Origin of the sequence: Oxalicibacterium flavum, assembly GCF_014635065.1 — a bacterium.
Classification (GTDB): Bacteria; Pseudomonadota; Gammaproteobacteria; order Burkholderiales; family Burkholderiaceae_D; genus Oxalicibacterium; species Oxalicibacterium flavum.
In genome coordinates this window covers 568,543-585,899 of sequence record NZ_BMCG01000003.1, presented here as the reverse complement: position 1 = coordinate 585,899, position 17,357 = coordinate 568,543, and the positions used below count along the sequence as shown (strand labels likewise).

Here is a 17,357-nt window from a genome sequence, read left to right as displayed (position 1 = left end):
GACGATCAGGTCGGATCGACGATGCCCTGCGCGATCATGCGCAGCGCGGTCAGGCTCGGCACGAAGAAGTAGTCGCCGCCGCGCGTTTCCACCAGGCGCGGGATTTTCCTGAGAATGTAGGGCGCCTCGTCGCTGTCGGGGTCGACCTGCAGCACAGCGCGACTCGGCGCGTCGTCGTCGCCATGGTTGCCGAGGATGATTTCCTTGTCGTTGGCCGCATGGAAATCGTTGCCGTAGTTGATCCATTGCTGCTGCACGAACTCGAACTGGCGGCTGATGCTGGCGTTGAGCATCATGATGATGATGCCGTGCTCGCCGTCATCACGCGACGGATCGCCGACCTCGCCGTAAGGTAGGCCGCGCCGCAGCACACGGCGCCGGTTGGCGAGCGCGCCCGGCGTGTCGAACGCGCCCTTGGTGAATTCCAGCGAGGCGCGCGGGTTGATGCGGCGCAGGTGCGAACTGAACGGGCACTTCGCACCGTGCATGTCGTCGTCGAAGGTGAAACCGCTCAGCATGCGGTCGCGGTCCAGCGGTGAGGCGCGGCTGAAGCGGTCGTCCCACGCCGCCTTGCTGTCGGCATCCGGCGCAGACACGATGGGCGCGCCATTGTCGCGCCAGCGGCCGATGAACTTGGCGGCCAGCAGCTCCTTGCCGCCCGGGTACTTCGCGCCCTCTTCTTCCAGTAGCCGGTTGAAGCTGCCGACGTTCTCGTGCAGCTTGCGATAGACCATGAAGGTGCCGTTGCGCGCCAGCAGCTGCGGCGACGGCGCGACCGGATATTCCTGCGCCTCGTCGCGATGGCCAAGGATGAATTCGCCGGTCGCCAGCGGTGCCCAGTTCCCATCCTCCATCTGCTTGCCGCGGCCCACCACGCGCTCCGGCTTGCAGGGCATGCCTTCGAACACCGGATCGCCGATGCCGTCGGTATAGCCGAAATGTTCCTTGCGAGACAGCTTGCCGTCCTCGAGCAGGACGTGGACTTCCTGGTAGGCCAGGTTTTCCCTGCCGCCGCTGCCGCGGTGCCCGGTCAGCACCTGCACGCCACCGCCGCTTTCATGCACCAGCTGCAGCAGCTGCGTGTAGCCGTCGTGCAGCGCAGCGGGATTCTGCGCATTGATCGCCAGCCATGCATGCACGTCCTTGTCGCGGTCGCGATGCCGGCTGTTGCGCCAGATCGGGTCCCAGAATTCCGGTGCGCTGCGGCGGTCGTCGCCGAGAATGTCGGCGCGCGGCCGCATGCCCATCACGAACTCCATCGGAAAACCGATCAGCGAGGCGCGCGGCAATTCCAGCGCCTTCAGTCCCGCATAGGTGAATGCTACGTTCAGCGTGTGCATGGGCTTCTGCACCGGGTCCGGCCCCTCGCCCCAGCTCACGGCGGTGGTGACGCGGCTCGCCACCTTGCCGATGAACTCTCGGCCGCGCGCACCGTCGCGGATGTTGACGAACACGTAGCGCGCCAGCGGAAAACTGGCGCGGCCGTATGAGCGCAGCACATTTCCCTGGATATCCGTCAGGTCCAGCTGTTTGGTCACGATGATCCTCGATGCGGTGAAAGTCGGTGAATGGAATTGCCGATGAAGCGCGGGCGATGCAATGAGGCGTGTGTCGTCACGGCCGCGACTGGCCCGGCCGCCAGCTCGGCCCCTTGAGTTCGGCCGGCTGCACGCGCGCGATGAAGGCACGGAAGGCCTGCTGCAGTTCGGCCGCCGGCACCCCCTGATGCTCGGCCGCGAAGCGCGAGAATTCCTGCTTCAGATACAGCCCCTTCAACTGCTCCTCGAGCGGCTCGTCGTTGGAACCAACGAAGAACAGCGAGGCATCGAGCTGGCATTGGCGGATGTAATGGATGAAGGTGTCGGCGCCCTTGACCTGGTCGAAGCCGTAGCAGAATTCCCAGAGCTGGCGCAGCTCGTTGCCGATCGCCTGCCACATGCCGCGCAGATAGTCGTCCAGGTCGCCATGCAGGTTGCAGCACCAGACCAGGTACTTGGACTGCAGGTGGTCTTCCTTCGGCAGCGCGGCGCGCCGGAAGCGGTCCGAGAAGATCGCCAGGATGTCATACAGCGTGCCGCCGAAATCGGTGCCCGGCAGCGCTTCGTAATAGACGTCGTCCAGCACGAAGAAGCGCGTCAGGTAGGTCTGCGGCACGCGCGCCATCGGGCTCTGCTCGTGCAACCCCCACTGGTGGAGCCGGCGCCGTATCTCGTCGCTGTAGGCGGTGCCATGGTGATGGCCCTGCATGATCGGCGACAGGCAGGTCAGCGCATAGGCCTTGTTGCTCACATTGCCCATGTCAGTGCCCCTTCGCCTGCTCGGCCAGGCTGATGATCGGCGTCGGCTGCATGTCGCCGAGGTCATGCTGCAGGCCGCGCAGCAGGGCCTTGTACTGCTTCATGAATTCCTCGGGCTCGGCCTCGCTGCAGCGCGCGTCGAAATCGATGAGCGCCGCCTTCACGCGGCTGGCCGCCTTGACGTCATTGGCCGACGCCAACGGATAGGCCGTGTAGTAATGATCGGTCTGGATCTGGTTGGACTGGATGTAGGAATGGAAGGGAGTCAGCGGCACCGATTTCGGATAGCGGATGTTCCACTTCCAGAACAGGTCCAGCCCGCTCGGAATCGCGAAGGTGAAGGAATCGACGTACTGCGCCCAGCTGCCATTGAAATTGCTGAAGAACAGCATGTACGAATAATGCAGCTTCTCCTTCGGCTGGTGCGGCGACAGGTGCGGAAACTGGTTGCGGCCGATGATGACCCAGCGCGCGTAATGGATCAGCGACAGCGTCATCAATCCCTTAAGCGTCGAGGGCCGCTTCTGCGCGACCCAGAAGATCACCTTGTTGATCCAGGTCATGTACCAGCGGATCGGCGTGATCACGTTCATGGCGTAGGCCTTGCCTGCGATGTTGGACATCCGATCATCTCCCTCGTCCGCTCAAGTCCAAGGCGGGCAATAAATGAAAGCGGCTGAGGCTAGTAGAAAAATTGTTTTATTGCAATACCATGTTCATGGTGTTTACACCGTCATCGGCTTTGTGTCATGTTCCGCCTGCCCTGTCCTTCTTTCGATCGAAAGTCTTCCATGTCCCTGTCCACCGCTCCGCCCGACGCCGACGAACTGGATACCGTTCAGTCCCTGCTCGGCGAGGAATTCGATGCCATCGCGCGTATCTTCCTGGCCGATAGCGCCAAGCGGCTGATCGCACTGGACGAAGCGGAGCAGACTGCCGACCGCCTGGCGCTCGAAAAGATCAGCCACATCCTGTGCGGCAGTTCCGCATCGCTGGGCGCCACGCTGCTGGCAAGCCACTGCCGCGAGATGGAAACCGATGCCCGGCAGGGCCGGCTCGAACAGGCCGGCGTGCGGCTGCAGGCGATCCGCGACGAACACCGCCGGATCGTGGCCAGGCTACAGCACATGATCGGCGACGCCTGATACCCCTTGACGTTCGTCTCTGCTGCAAAACGGCAAACAGTGCACAATACGGGACCGGCTCAATCATCGCGACAACGTCATGAACCAGATTCCCGAATCCAAGAAGAACCATCTGTGGCGCAAGACCATCTGGCATACCGATCCCGAAGCCTTCCCGCTGGGGCCGCATCACTCGGCCGAGATCTACTGCTGCGAGGAATCCAACGGCTATGCGGTCTGGTACGCGCGGCGGCTGGCGCGCGATGACGCGCGCAATACCGGCCACGCGGAAAACGGCGACTACCTGCTGCGCTACTTCGCTCCCGGCCGGCGCGACGACGCGATCGAATTCGCCGTCCTGCACGCCAACAGCGATGCCTCGCCCGACAAGGTGATCGCCAGTCTCGACGCCCTCGTGCAGCAGACGCAACGCATCTGACTCTGGCATTCCGCATGAAGCCTCTCGTCATCATCAAGGTCGGCGATACCTTTCCGGCGCTCGCCGACACCATCGGCGACTTCGAACACTGGATCGCGCGCGGCCTGTGCGAGACCGAACTGCCGCTGCAGGTAATCGATCCGCGCCACGGTGCGCCGCTGCCCGCACCGGCCGACATTGCCGGCGCCATCGTTACCGGCTCGCATGCGATGGTGAGCGACCGCGCGCCGTGGAGCGAACGGCTGGCTGTCTGGCTGCGCGACGCGATGGCGCAGGAAGTACCGCTGCTCGGCATCTGCTATGGGCATCAGTTGCTGGCGCATGCGCTCGGCGGCGAAGTCGATTACCACCCGCAAGGCATCGAGATCGGTTCGGTACGCGTCACGCGAACCGAGGCGGCCACTGCCGATCCGCTGTTCGCGCGGCTGCCGGAAGAATTCGCGGCGCACGTCATCCATCGCCAGAGCGTGCGCCGACTGCCGCCGGATGCGGTACTGCTGGCGGGCAACGGCTTCGAGCCGCACCACGCATTTCGCATCGGCGAGACGACCTGGGGCGTGCAATTCCATCCGGAGTTCGACCACCATGCGATGGGCGGCTACATCGACCATCTGGCCGACGATCTGGCGCACGCGGGCACCGACGTGCCGGCGCTCAAGGCGCAACTGGCCTACACACGCTGCGCGGCCGACGTGCTGAGGGAATTCGGCAAGTTCAGCGCAAGGCGTCTGGCCTGATCAGACCGGCCACAGCGGCGCCTCGTCCATCAGCGCGATCTGTTCGCGCAATTCCAGTATCCGGTCCTGCCAGTAGCGCTGCGTGTTGAACCACGGGAAGGCGACGGGAAAGGCCGGATCGTCCCAGCGCCGCGCCAGCCAGGCCGAATAATGGATCAGGCGCAGCGTACGCAGCGCCTCGATCAGGTACAGCTCGCGCGGATCGAACTCGGCAAAATCCTCGTAACCGGCCAGCAGATCGCTCAACTGCCGCACCATCTCGTGCCGCTCGCCCGACAGCAGCATCCACAGGTCCTGGATCGCCGGACCGCTGCGGCTGTCGTCGAAATCGACGAAGTGCGGCCCCGCATCGGTCCACAGCACATTGCCGACATGGCAGTCGCCATGCAGGCGCAGCATACGTACGTCCCCTGCGCGTTCGTAGCAGCGCTGCACGCCTGCCAGCGCCTGCGCAGTGATGCTGCGCCAGGCATCGAGCAGATCGGCCGGGATGAATCCGTTTTCCAACAGCCACGCGCGCGGCTCGCTGCCGAAGGTCACCGCATCCAGCGCCGGGCGATGCGCGAACGGACGCTGCATGCCGACCGCGTGGATGCGGCCGATGAAGCGGCCCAGCCATTCGAGCGTGGCTGCATCGTCGAGTTCGGGGGCGCGCCCGCCCTGCCGCGCGAACACCGCAAAGCGGAAGCCTGCGAATTGATGCAGGCTGCGGCCATCGTCGAGCACCGTCGCCGGCACCACCGGAATCTCGGCCTGCGCCAGTTCGCGCGTGAACGCATGCTCCTCGAGGATCGCCGCGTCGCTCCAGCGTTGCGGGCGATAGAACTTCGCCACCACCGGCGGTCCGTCTTCCATGCCGATCTGATAGACGCGGTTTTCGTAGCTGTTGAGCGCCAGCAGGCGGCCGTCGCTGTAGAGGCCAACGCTTTGCAGCGCATCGAGCACGCAGTCGGGCGACAGCGCGGAAAAGGAATCGGGTGCGGTAGAGGAAGACATGCCGGCATTGTACGTGCAGGCCGCATGGCAGGTCCGCAATCGCCCTGCGGTCGGCAGCGGCTGGTACACTGTCGCCCTTCACCGCTTTCCCGGATTCCGCCATGCATCTCGACCAGCCCCTTTCCGACAAGGAATTCGCCGAACTCGACAAGTTCCTGCTTTCCGACCGCACCGCCGACGACTGCATGGCGATGGATGCCCTGCACGGTTTTCTGACCGCGCTCGCGATCGGCCCCGAGGAAGTGCCGCTGGCCGAATGGCTGCCGCACGTCTGGGGCGCCGACGAATCCGCAACGCCGAGCTTCAAGAACGAGAAGGAGTACGAACGCGTCGTCGGTCTGATCGCGCGCTTCATGAACGAGATCGCCATCACGCTCGAGGTCGCGCCCAAGGAATACGAACCGCTGTTCTGCGAACACGAATGGGAAGGCAAGTCGGTGCTCGACGCCGAAGCCTGGGCCTGGGGCTTCAACGAAGGCGTGAACCTGCGCGCCGAAGCGTGGGCGCCGATCTACGATTCGAATGTTGCCGCGCTGATGCGCCCCATCTATCTGCTGGGCGCCGAGGAGATCGAGGAAGAGGAACTGCCGCTGGTTGACGATCCGGTCAAGGCGCACAAGCTCGCCATCGAGATCGAGTCGGCGATTCCGGAGATCCACCGCTACTGGCTGCCGCACCGCAAGTCGTCGGTAAAGACCGTGCAGCGCGACGCGCCCAAGACCGGCCGCAACGATCCCTGCACCTGCGGCAGCGGCAAGAAATTCAAGAAGTGCTGCGGCGCGGCCGACGGCGCGGAAGACTGAACCGAAGCCTGATCCGCACGGCTGTTCCCGCCTCAACAAAAATGCCGTCCGGCTTGCGCGGGACGGCATTTTTTCATGGGTGTCTGAATTTCAGTCTTGCCTTCAGGCGTCCGGGTCCTTCACGTGGCGGCGCTGCCTGACCGCTTCGGCCAGGCCTTCGAGCACGCCGAGGCTGTCTTCCCAGTTGATGCAGCCGTCGGTGATCGACTGGCCGTAGGTCAGTTCCTTGCCCGGAATCAGGTCCTGGCGGCCCGCCACCAGGTGCGACTCGATCATCACGCCGACGATGCGCGTATCGCCACCCGCGACCTGCTTGCCGATCTCGGCGCAGACCGGCACCTGGTTCTCCGGCTTCTTGCTGCTGTTGGCGTGCGAGGTGTCGATCATCAGGCGCGCCGCCAGGCCGTTGGCCGCGATGTCCTTGCAGGCCTGCTCGACGCTCTCGGCATCGTAGTTCGGCGTCTTGCCGCCGCGCAGGATGATGTGGCAATCCTCGTTGCCGAGCGTGGAAACGATCGCGCTGTGGCCGCCCTTGGTCACCGACAGGAAATGGTGCGGCTGCGAGGCGGCCTTGATCGCGTCAACCGCGATCTTGACGTTGCCGTCGGTACCGTTCTTGAAGCCGACCGGGCACGACAGGCCGGAAGCCAGTTCGCGGTGCACCTGCGATTCGGTGGTACGCGCGCCGATCGCGCCCCAGCTGATGAGGTCGGCGATGTACTGCGGGCTGATGACATCGAGGAATTCGGTGCCGGCAGGCAGGCCGAGTTCGTTGATGTTCAGCAGCAGTTCGCGCGCGATGCGCAGGCCGTCGTTGATGCGGAAGCTGCCGTCGAGGTAGGGATCGTTGATCAGCCCCTTCCAGCCGACCGTGGTGCGCGGCTTTTCGAAATAGACACGCATGATGATCTCTAGCTCGCCGGCAAAGCGCTCGCGCTCCTTGACCAGGCGGTGCGCGTATTCCATCGCGGCCTTGGTATCGTGGATCGAGCACGGACCGATCACCACCATCAGGCGGTCGTCCTGGCCGTGGAGGATGCGATGCAGCGCGGTGCGCGCACTGGACGCGGTCTCGGCTGCCTTTTCGGAGCAGCCGAACTCGCGAATCAGATGCGACGGTGGTACCAGTTCCTTCATTTCCTTAATCCGTAAATCGTCGGTGCGCGGCATGGTTTTCTCCAGTTGATCCGTTCTGCAAAAACAAAAAAACCGCCACGCGGGCGGTTTTTCAAAGAATTTCGGTTTGCTTTCTATGCTTGCGCGCTTACCGCTTCTCCACCGCCATCGGGCTGGAATAGCTAAAGTAAAAGTAAAACGCGAAGCGCAGGGAAGTCATTTCATTACTGTCAAAGCGGTTATGTACAGGCAATAGTGCAGCAAATCAGGCCGTTTGGCAAGCGCGGCGGCGAAAAGCGTGGCAATCCCGCCATGCCTTTCTGCCAAGACAGTGCCGTGTTTGCCCGTCAGGCAGTGCCGCCGACGGTCACGCCGTCGAGCCGCAGCGTCGGCTGGCCGACGCCGACCGGCACGCTCTGCCCTTCCTTGCCGCAGACGCCGACGCCGCTGTCGAGCCGCATGTCGTTGCCGATCATGGACACGCGCGTCAAGGCATCCGGTCCGTTGCCGATCAGCGTGGCGCCCTTGACCGGATAGCTGATCTTGCCGTCCTCGATCATGTAGGCCTCGCTGGCCGAGAACACGAACTTGCCGTTGGTGATGTCAACCTGGCCGCCGCCGAAGTTGACCGCGTACAGGCCGTTCTTCACCGACGCCAGGATTTCCTGCGGGTCCTTGTCGCCGGCGAGCATGTAGGTGTTCGTCATGCGCGGCATCGGCAGGTGCGCATACGATTCGCGCCGCGCGTTGCCGGTGATCGGCATCTTCATCAGGCGCGCGTTCATGGTGTCCTGGATGTAGCCTTTCAGGATGCCGTCCTCGATCAGCGTGGTGCACTGGGTCGGGTTGCCTTCGTCGTCGATGTTGAGCGAACCGCGGCGGTCGGCAATCGTGCCGTCGTCCACCACGGTCACGCCCTTGGCCGCGACACGCTCGCCGATGCGTCCCGAGAACGCGCTCGATCCCTTGCGGTTGAAGTCGCCTTCGAGGCCATGGCCGATCGCCTCGTGCAGCAGCACGCCGGGCCAGCCGGGTCCGAGCACCACGGTCATCGGACCGGCCGGTGCCGGACGCGCTTCGAGGTTGACGAGCGCCGAGGCGACCGCCTCGCTCGCGTATTTCTCGAGCAGTTCGTCGCTGAAGTAGGCGTAGTTGTAACGTCCGCCGCCGCCAGAAGAACCCATTTCGCGGCGGCCGTTCTGCTCGGCGATGACGGTGATCGACAGGCGCACCAGCGGACGGATGTCGGCCGCCAGCACACCGTCGCTGCGTGCCACCAGCACCACGTCGTACTCGCCGGCGAGTCCCGCCATGACCTGCACCACGCGCGGGTCCTTGGCGCGCGCGATACGCTCGATGCGTTCGAGCAGGCGCACTTTTTCGGTGGCGTCGAGCGAGGTCAGCGGATCGTGCGGCAGGTACAGCGAGCGGCCGCCGGCCGGCTGGATCTGCGATGCGACCTTGACCTTGCCGGCGCCCTGGCGCGCGATGGTGCGCGTAGCCAGCGCAGCTTCGGTCAATGCGCGCTGCGAGATTTCATCCGAATACGAGAACGCGGTCTTGTCGCCCGACACCGCGCGCACGCCGACGCCCTGGTCGATCGAGAAGCTGCCGGTCTTGACGATGCCTTCTTCCAGGCTCCAGCCCTCGCTCTTGGTGAACTGGAAATAGAGGTCGGCGTAATCGACGCGATGCGCGAACATCGTGCCCAGCGTCTTGACCAGCGCGGACTCGTCGAGGCCGAACGGCGTCAGGAGAATGTCGCGGGCCACGGCCAGCGTAGTGAGATTGGGTTCGAAAGGCGTCATGGTCTGCAAGGTAGGCGGCGGCCGGACTGAACCGGCCACCGCAAATGTTCGGATAGACGAATTGTAGAGCATCCGCGGCAAACGCCCCGCCGCTGCGTTCGGGCAATGTCAAGACAGCATCGGGACGACACCGCTACCGCGCGTTGCGTCACAGAAAGCGATGCTTGAGCGCCGGCAGATTCTCGCGGATACGCTGGAGATGATGGGGCTCGATATCGCCGATTGCAAGGCCCTCGCCCTCGTTCCAGACCGACTTGATCTCGCCCCACGGATCGATCAGCATGCTGTGGCCCCAGGTGGTGCGGCCATTGACGTGGCGCCCGCCCTGCGCAGCCGCCAGCACGTAGCACTGGTTCTCGATGGCACGCGCGCGCAGCAGGATTTCCCAGTGCGCGCGGCCGGTGGTGTAGGTGAAGGCGGCCGGCACCACCATCAGCGTGCAGTCGCCCATCGCGCGGTACAGTTCCGGAAAACGCAGGTCATAGCAGACCGACAGCCCGACGCGGCCGAACGGCGCCTCGAAGGCGCCGACTTCCTTGCCGTGCACGATGGTGCGCGCCTCGTCGTAGGATTCCTCGCCGCGCGTGAAGCTGAACAGGTGGATCTTGTCGTAGCGCGAGACGCGTTTGCCCTCGGCGTCATAGACCATCATGGTGTTGAGCACCTTGTCTTCGGTCGCCGCCAGCGGCAGCGTGCCGCCGATCAGCCAGACGCCGTGGTCGCGCGCGGCGCGCGCCATGAATTCCTGGATCGGCCCCGTTCCATCCTGCTCGGCCAACGCGATCTTGTCGCGCTCGTCCATGCCCATCGCGGCCCAGTATTCGGGCAGCAGCACCAGCGTTGCACCCTGCTGTGCCGCTTCGGCGATCAGGCGCGTCGCGGTCGCGACATTTTCCTCGACGACGGGCGTCGATACCATCTGGATCGCGGCTACGCGTGCGGCGGTGGATTCGGTCATGCTCGTACCCTCATGATGCGGCCCTGATCTTCAGCCTTCGTACAGCGATTGGGAAAGACGGGAATTCGGCGGCGTATCGGTCTCGACCTTGCGTTCGATCTTGCTGACGTTCGGGTCGCTCCAGCCACCGGTAATAGCGTATTCGTAAGTGAAGGCGCGCGCCAGCGGTTGGCGCAGGAACAGTTGCGCCAGCAGCGTGCCGGCGCCGATCACCGGATTGACCGCCAGCGCGTAGGCAACCGAAGCCGCGCCCGCATTGATCTCCGGAATCACGACCGCGCGCAGGTCCTGCGTCTCGTGCACGATGTCGGCCACGCCGTCGATCAGCACGGTGGCCGACACGCCGCGCATCTTCAGGTTGCCGGTCTGCGCCACGCCATCCGTGATGCGCGCACTGCCATTGATGCCGTCGAAGGCGAAGCCTTCCGAGAACACGTCGCGGAAATCCAGCGTCAGGCGGCGCGGCAGCGACTGCATGCTGAGCACGCCGAGCAGCTTGGCCGCGCCCGGCTCCACCTTGAGAAACTGACCCTTCTTGACGTCGAGATTGATGTTGCCGCTCAGACTCGGATAGTCGATCGCGAACGGCAGCCCGCGCCAGCTGATGTCGCCGCTCATGCTGCCGGCGCCGGCGCGCAGCACGTCGGCAAAGCCGAAGCGCGCCAGCAGCTTGCCGGAATCGCGGATATCCATCTGGTAATCGAGGTGCGAGGCGTTGCCGCCGTTCCTGGCGATCCAGTTGCCGGTGGCCTTGAAGTCGGCGTCCGGATTGGAAAGCGCCAGATTGCGGATGCGCCACTCGCGGCCCTCCGTCGCGCGCACGTAATGCGCGAGCAGTTCGAGCCGACCGAGCTTCTTGCCGTACAGCTCGAAACTGTCGGCAACGATGTCGAGTGCCGGCAGTTCGGTGGCATCGTCATCGACCTTGTCGAGCATGGTATCGACCTCGCCGCTGGCAGTTTTCTGCACCACCAGCGATTTCAGGCGCGCCGTCACCCGGCCCAGCCCGCGTCCGCCGCGCGGCTCGTTCCACGCCAGATGGCCATGTGCCTGCACCGATTCGATATTCGCCTGCCACATCTCGTCGCCACGCGTCAGGCCCAGCGTCACATCGTCGAAACGCTTGCCAAGCACGGTCATTTCGTCGGCGCGCACCGCCAGTTTGTCCGGTTCCAGGTACTGCGCCAGTCCCGGCGCGTTCTGCGCAGTATCGGTCTGGCCGCGTGTCAACGCACCGCCGATGGCCGCGATCCATGCGTCGATATCGAGCGCGGCGACGCTGATGTTCGACTGCAGGCCCGCACCAGACGGCGGCAGCGGCGCGTTGATGCCGATGCCGCCGCGCACCACGCGCCACGACGCGCCCGGCTCGCTGCTGCGCTCGCGCTGGTAAAGCGAGGCGATGGTGCTGCCGAGCGAGATGCGAACCGTATCGCGCAGGACGGCCGCATCGTCAGACGGCACACCGCTCTGTACGTACCGCAGCGGCAAGGGATCGCGTGCGTTCTTCTGCAGCGGCGATGGAAAATCCAGTCCGAGCCCGCGCAGGTTGGAATCAACCGCAACATCGACCGATTTGCCGCGCACGCCGACCGTCGCACTGTAGCGCGTGCTGCCGCTGACGCGGTCCATGACCTTCTGCAGATTCTGTGCCGGATAGGCCTTGCGCAAGCCGGCCGCCGTCAGCGTGCCTTCGGCTCGGACCTGGATCGTCCCGTCCTTCTGCGAACCGCCGGACAGCGTCAGCGGACCGCCAAGGAAGCTGCCCTTGATGTCGCGCAGCATCACGCCCTTTTCGTCGAATTCGAGGCGGCCGCTGGTTTGCGCGATCTCCGGCATCACATTCATCAGTGTCACGCCGTTGTTGGCAAACTTGAGCGCACCGTTGACCTTCGCCTCGCGCATGTGGTGCAGCGGCAGCGCAAGCTTGAGCGACAGCGCGGCATTGCCGCTTCCCTTGGCTTCATCGGTGAAATGGCCTATCCATTCGCCGACCGGGCTGTCAACCGTATAGCGCAGGAAGTTCTGCAACGGCCCGCTCGCAGTACCGTCGATATGCAGCACCGATTCCTTCGACAACAGATCGGGCACCACCGCCTTGACGTCGGCCACCTGCGTGCCATGTGTCTCGCCGGACTTGCCGTGAACTTCGAGCCGTGTCTTGTCGAACAGGATGCTGCCCTGAATCTTCTCCAGCAGCGGCCACAGCGGCGACTTGCCGTCACGCGCATGCAGCGTCGGCGAATAGTTGAGCACGCCATCCTCGATGCGGCCCGCGAACGTGAATTCGCTCTTGTCCTTCGCTCCCGCCCCCTCCTTGTGGAACGGGAAGCGCGCCAGATCGCCCTTGACCCGTAATGTCGCATCCCGCAGCATGCCCCCCGCCAGCGCACCGTCCAGCCATTCGCGCACGTCCTGATGCAGACCAAGCGGCAGGTAGCTGCCGACCTGTTGCAGCGGCAGTCCGTCTATGGTCCCCTTCAGATCGATGACACCGGTGCCCGGCCGCTCGCGCCGGTCGAGCGGCATCAGGTGCGAACCCTCGAGCGCAACGCGCAGGCTGTCCTTGGCAAACGCCATGCGGCGCACCGTCATCAGCAGCATGTCGTTCTTCTCGAAACGCCATTTGGCATCCACATCCAGCGTATCGAATTCGAGCACTGGATCGGCCAGATACGCGGGAGACGCAACGCTGACGTCCCGGGAAGCCAACAAAATGGAGCCGCCCTGATCGCCCGCATCGATGTGGCCCGACAGATTCTCGAAACCCGGAATGGCCGGCACTGCCGCCTGCGCCGGCGAACCTGCGCTTGCCTTGCGTGCCGGGCGAGCGGGTTGGTCACGCAGGCTCAGGCCGTTGAAATCGCCCTTGACGCTGTACGACTGCACGTCCGGATAGGCGCCCTGCCATTGCGCGGAAAAGTCCTTCAGTTGACCGCGCGGCGCAAAATCGCGGATCAACTGCAGTTGCGTTGCAGGCAACGGCAGGCGCTCGGCGAACGCCGCCAATGCCTGCAGATCGAGCATCTGCGCCTGCACCTCGGTGCGTTCCGGCGCGCCGTTCCTGGCCGCGACGAAGCGCTCGCTGACCGTGGTGGTCGGCAGCACCAGGCCGTCGCGCGTCTGCAGCGTGAAATTCCTGACCGCGACCGCGTGGCCCCGCAGGCCGAAGGTCGGAGTGCCGTCGCGCACGCTGTCGTCTATGGTTTCCTGTATCGAGACGCGCCCCTGTGCCGATACCAGATCGAGCGGCGGGAGGTCCTTGCGCAACTGCACCAGCACGTCGGACAGCGCCAGATCGGCAGTCAGGTTCGCCACGCGCGCATGGTCGAACGACAGCCAGGTCCGCAGCGAACCGGATGCGGTCTGCAGATCGAAGGGAAAGTCGAGATAGGTCTTCCACGCCGCCAGGTCGGTATCGCGCAGGTCGGCATAGATTTCGCCGGTCCACAGCGCCGGATTCGAGATGCGTTCGGCAAAGCGCGGATGCTCGAATCGCGCACGCACGTCCAGCGGTGCCGCGATGGCAGTCGGCGGCACCGCCTGCAGGCCGAAGTGATGATGTCGTCCGCGGCTCTGCAGCACCATGTTGACACGCTCGAGTACCAGTTCCGGCGCCTGCCGCAGTGCATCCTTCCAGCGCAGGCGACCGCTATTGATGTGGATGTCGCGCTGCGAAAGCACCCAGTCGGCACCGCGACCGTTTCCTTCCTGCTCGGTATCGAGCGGCATGCCGCCGATATGGAAGCGCCCCTGCGCATCGCGCTCGATGTCCATCTCGGGCCGATCGATATCGAGCCGGTGCAGGCGCAGATCGAATACCGGCAGCGACCACCACGAGACCACGGCCGAAACATGCGGCAATTGCAGGGCAGGCTGGCCGTCGCGACCATAGATGGCAACCTGCCCCAGCTGCAGTTGCGGCCGCAGGCCCTGCCACGATGCGGAGATTGCGCCGATCGTCACCGGACGGCCGATCGCGCGCGTCGCAACGCGTTCCACCTCGCCGCGATACTCATCGATCTGCGGCATGACCGCGTAGCGCAAGCCAAGGTAAACAATTGCAAACACGAAGTACGCGACCAGCATCAGCTTGAGCGCCAGGCACGGCAAGCCGAAGGCGGCCACATCGAAGCGGCGCCAGCCGCCACGCACGGCACACCAGCGCGCACGCAGGCTTCCGGCCGGCACGGCTTGGTCAGGTGGCACTTGCTCGGTAGGCATCAATCAAATCGTCGAGAGGGGCACATCGCGTAAAATCAAACGGGCAGACAGCGACCCGGCCTGCAGAGTTCTGCAAGAACTCTCTTTTCCATATCGTTTTCCGTATCGATCAGCATCCTTTCCAGACAAAGACATGTCCCTGTCCACTCTCGACGCTTCCCGGTTTTATACACGATGGATCAACGCAGACAGCTCCCGTGAGGAAAAGGTTGCCGAAGTTGCCAAATTATCCCTGAACCCCGACCTTTTCGCTCGGGTTTTACAAAACGAAACAGAGGCCGGCGCCTCGCTTCCGGCCGCCATGCGCCGCCTGCGCAACCTCGTCATCGCCGCACTGATCCGGCGCGATCTGGGCGGCCAGGCCGACCTCGACGAAGTCGTCACCACCATGACCGCCTTCGGCGACTTTGCAGTGCAGCGCGTGCTGGCCGCCGTCAGCGCCGACATGAGCGCGCAGCACGGCACGCCGATCGGCGAGGATTCGGGCGAGGAACAGGAACTGATCGTGCTCGGCATGGGCAAGCTCGGCGGCGGCGAACTCAACGTCTCGTCCGACATCGACCTGATCTTCGTCTATCACGAGGATGGCGAGACGCGCACCACCTCGCCCGAGCAACGCCCCATGTCCAACCACGAGTTCTTCGTGCGCACCGGCAAGAAGCTGATCGCGGCATTGGCCGAGATCACCGAGGACGGCTTCACCTTCCGCGTCGATATGGCGCTGCGTCCCAACGGCAATTCGGGACCGCTGGCCGCCAGCTTCGGCATGGTCGAGGAATACCTGATCGTGCAGGGCCGCGAATGGGAACGCTACGCGTGGGTCAAGGCGCGGGCGCTGACCGGCAAGCCGGCCGACATCGCCGTGCTCGAAAAGATCATCCGGCCCTTCGTCTATCGCCGCTATCTCGACTACGGCTCGATCGACGCCATCCGCAACATGCATGCGCAGATCCGCGCCGAAGTCACGCGGCAGGAGACGCGCCATCCCGAGCGCAGCCACAACGTCAAGCTTGGCCGCGGCGGCATCCGCGAGATCGAATTCCTGGCGCAAGTGTTCCAGCTGATCCGCGGCGGGCGCGATGCCGGCCTGCGCGACCGCTCCACCCGCAAAACGCTGCATGCACTCGCCGAGCGGCAATTGCTCAAGCCCGAAACGGTCGATGAGCTGCTGCACGCCTACACCTTCCTGCGCAACCTCGAGCATCGCCTGCAATACCTGGACGACGCGCAAACCCACACCCTGCCCGCCAACGACGCCGACCGCCTGACGGTGGCGCGCATGATGGGCTGCGACGACACCGCCGCGCTGCTGGCCGCGCTCGAGGAACAGCGCAACCTGGTCGCGCGCCACTTCGATGAAATCTTCAGCGACCGCAAGGGCGATGCGAAGGATGAAGAAACCAAGGTCGAGGCCGAACTGCACGTGGTGCTGTCGAGCACCGACAGCGAGGAATCGATCGCGCACTACCTCGGCAATCTGGGCTTCGACGAACCGGCCGAAGCAGCCCGCCGCATGGTCTCGACCTGGCGCTCGCCGCGCCTGCAGACGCTGCCCGAAGCCAGCCGCAACAAGCTGGTCGCGCTCGTCAATGCCAGCCTGCCCATCATCGCCAAGGTCGCGGACAAGCATGCCGTCACGCTCGGCCGCCTGCTCGACTTCCTCGAGGCGATTGCGCGCCGCGCCGCCTATCTCGCGCTACTGACCGAATACCCGCACGCGCTCGAACGCGTGATCCGCATGATCGCCGCCAGCAACTGGGCCGCCATGTACCTGACGCGCCATCCGCTGCTGCTCGACGAACTGCTCGACGACCGCACGCTGAAGGCCACGCCCGACTGGACCGCGTTCGGACGCGAGGTGCGGCAACGGCTGGAGGAATCGCCGGGCGACACCGAACGCCAGATGGACGTGCTGCGCGAGATGCACCATGCGCAGTTGATCCGCCTGCTGGCGCAGGACCTGGTCGGCGACCTCAGCGTGGAAAAACTGGCCGATCACCTGTCCGCACTGGCCGATACGCTGGTGGCCGAAACCATCCACGCGATCTGGATGACGTTTCCCAACCGGCACCGCGACGAACCGCGCTTTGCCGTCATCGCCTACGGCAAGCTCGGCGGTAAGGAGCTCGGCTATGCCTCCGACCTCGACGTCATCTTCCTCTACGACGACGACCATCCCGACGCGCCGGCGCTGTACGCCAGGCTCGCGCAGCGCTTCATCACCTGGATGACCGCGCACACGCCGGCCGGCATCCTGTTCGACGTCGATATCGCGCTGCGCCCGGACGGCGCCAGCGGCCTGCTGGTATCGACGGTCGCCTCGTTCGAGAAATACCAGACCACCTCGGCCTGGCTGTGGGAACACCAGGCGCTCACGCGCGCGCGCTACTGCGCCGGCGACGCCGACATCGGCAGCCGCTTCGAAACCATCCGCGAAAACGTCCTGCGCCAGCCACGCGAATCCAACACCCTCAAGCGCGAAGTCCTCGCCATGCGTGCCAAGCTGCGCGAGGCACACCCCAGCAAGAGCGCGGATTTCGATCTCAAGCACGATGCCGGCGGCATGATCGACATCGAATTCATCGTGCAGTACATGGTGTTACGACATGCAGCGCAATACCCGCAACTGACAGGCGACATTGGCAACATCGCACTGCTCAAACTGTTTGGCGAACTGGGATTGATCGATGCGGAACTGGCAGTGAAGACGGGCGATGCGTACCGGACCTTCCGCAAGATGCAGCATCAGAGCCGCCTGCAGGGAATCGAACAGGCGCGGGTCGGCATCGACAAGGTGAAGGACGAAATTACAGCGGTCACGCTTCTGTATGTGCAGGTGTTTGCCTAAACGCAAA

The 17,357-nt window shown here is 64.5% G+C and carries 13 protein-coding genes; 5 read left to right on the top strand and 8 right to left on the bottom strand.

Features of this window, described 5'->3' with window-relative positions:
- Positions 1-5: 5 nt before the first annotated feature.
- The 3 genes from IEV38_RS09800 to IEV38_RS09790 form a co-directional block, all read right to left on the bottom strand.
- Positions 6-1,538, bottom strand: coding sequence for a Dyp-type peroxidase (locus IEV38_RS09800; RefSeq protein ID WP_188395991.1), 1,533 nt, complete (start codon positions 1,536-1,538; stop codon positions 6-8).
- Positions 1,539-1,614: 76 nt separating this feature from the next.
- On the bottom strand, positions 1,615-2,298 hold the full coding sequence (locus IEV38_RS09795; RefSeq protein WP_188395990.1) for a hypothetical protein: 684 nt from the start codon (positions 2,296-2,298) through the stop codon (positions 1,615-1,617).
- 1 nt (position 2,299) lies between these two features.
- On the bottom strand, positions 2,300-2,920 hold the full coding sequence (locus IEV38_RS09790; protein WP_188395989.1) for a hypothetical protein: 621 nt from the start codon (positions 2,918-2,920) through the stop codon (positions 2,300-2,302).
- Positions 2,921-3,088: 168 nt separating this feature from the next.
- Between IEV38_RS09790 and IEV38_RS09785 the strand changes: the two genes are divergently transcribed.
- The 3 genes from IEV38_RS09785 (at position 3,089) to IEV38_RS09775 (ending at position 4,597) form a co-directional block, all read left to right on the top strand.
- A complete protein-coding gene (locus IEV38_RS09785) occupies positions 3,089-3,442 on the top strand; it encodes an Hpt domain-containing protein (RefSeq protein ID WP_188395988.1) in 354 nt (117 codons plus the stop codon).
- Between the two features lie 79 nt (positions 3,443-3,521).
- A complete protein-coding gene (locus IEV38_RS09780; protein ID WP_188395987.1) occupies positions 3,522-3,860 on the top strand; it encodes a hypothetical protein in 339 nt (112 codons plus the stop codon).
- 14 nt (positions 3,861-3,874) lie between these two features.
- Positions 3,875-4,597, top strand: coding sequence for a glutamine amidotransferase (locus IEV38_RS09775; protein ID WP_188395986.1), 723 nt, complete (start codon positions 3,875-3,877; stop codon positions 4,595-4,597).
- Here IEV38_RS09775 and IEV38_RS09770 read toward each other — a convergent pair whose 3' ends face one another.
- A complete protein-coding gene (locus IEV38_RS09770; protein ID WP_188395985.1) occupies positions 4,598-5,593 on the bottom strand; it encodes a serine/threonine protein kinase in 996 nt (331 codons plus the stop codon). It lies immediately after the preceding gene.
- 101 nt (positions 5,594-5,694) lie between these two features.
- Here IEV38_RS09770 and IEV38_RS09765 point away from each other — a divergent pair, with 101 nt between their 5' ends.
- Positions 5,695-6,396: a UPF0149 family protein gene (locus IEV38_RS09765; RefSeq protein ID WP_188395984.1), complete on the top strand. Its 702-nt coding sequence runs from the start codon at positions 5,695-5,697 to the stop codon at positions 6,394-6,396.
- 102 nt (positions 6,397-6,498) lie between these two features.
- Here IEV38_RS09765 and aroG read toward each other — a convergent pair whose 3' ends face one another.
- The 4 genes from aroG to IEV38_RS09745 form a co-directional block, all read right to left on the bottom strand.
- Complete coding sequence (gene aroG / locus IEV38_RS09760) at positions 6,499-7,566, bottom strand: 3-deoxy-7-phosphoheptulonate synthase AroG (protein WP_188395983.1); 1,068 nt, start codon at positions 7,564-7,566, stop codon at positions 6,499-6,501.
- A gap of 293 nt (positions 7,567-7,859) precedes the next feature.
- A complete protein-coding gene (gene tldD / locus IEV38_RS09755; protein ID WP_188395982.1) occupies positions 7,860-9,320 on the bottom strand; it encodes a metalloprotease TldD in 1,461 nt (486 codons plus the stop codon).
- A gap of 148 nt (positions 9,321-9,468) precedes the next feature.
- Positions 9,469-10,278, bottom strand: coding sequence for a carbon-nitrogen hydrolase family protein (locus IEV38_RS09750; protein ID WP_188395981.1), 810 nt, complete (start codon positions 10,276-10,278; stop codon positions 9,469-9,471).
- A gap of 30 nt (positions 10,279-10,308) precedes the next feature.
- On the bottom strand, positions 10,309-14,502 hold the full coding sequence (locus IEV38_RS09745) for a YhdP family protein (RefSeq protein WP_188395980.1): 4,194 nt from the start codon (positions 14,500-14,502) through the stop codon (positions 10,309-10,311).
- Between the two features lie 133 nt (positions 14,503-14,635).
- Between IEV38_RS09745 and glnE the strand changes: the two genes are divergently transcribed.
- Positions 14,636-17,350 (top strand): bifunctional [glutamate--ammonia ligase]-adenylyl-L-tyrosine phosphorylase/[glutamate--ammonia-ligase] adenylyltransferase, encoded by a 2,715-nt coding sequence (gene glnE, locus IEV38_RS09740; RefSeq protein ID WP_188395979.1) that lies wholly within the window; start codon positions 14,636-14,638, stop codon positions 17,348-17,350.
- The last annotated feature ends 7 nt before the right edge of the window (positions 17,351-17,357 follow it).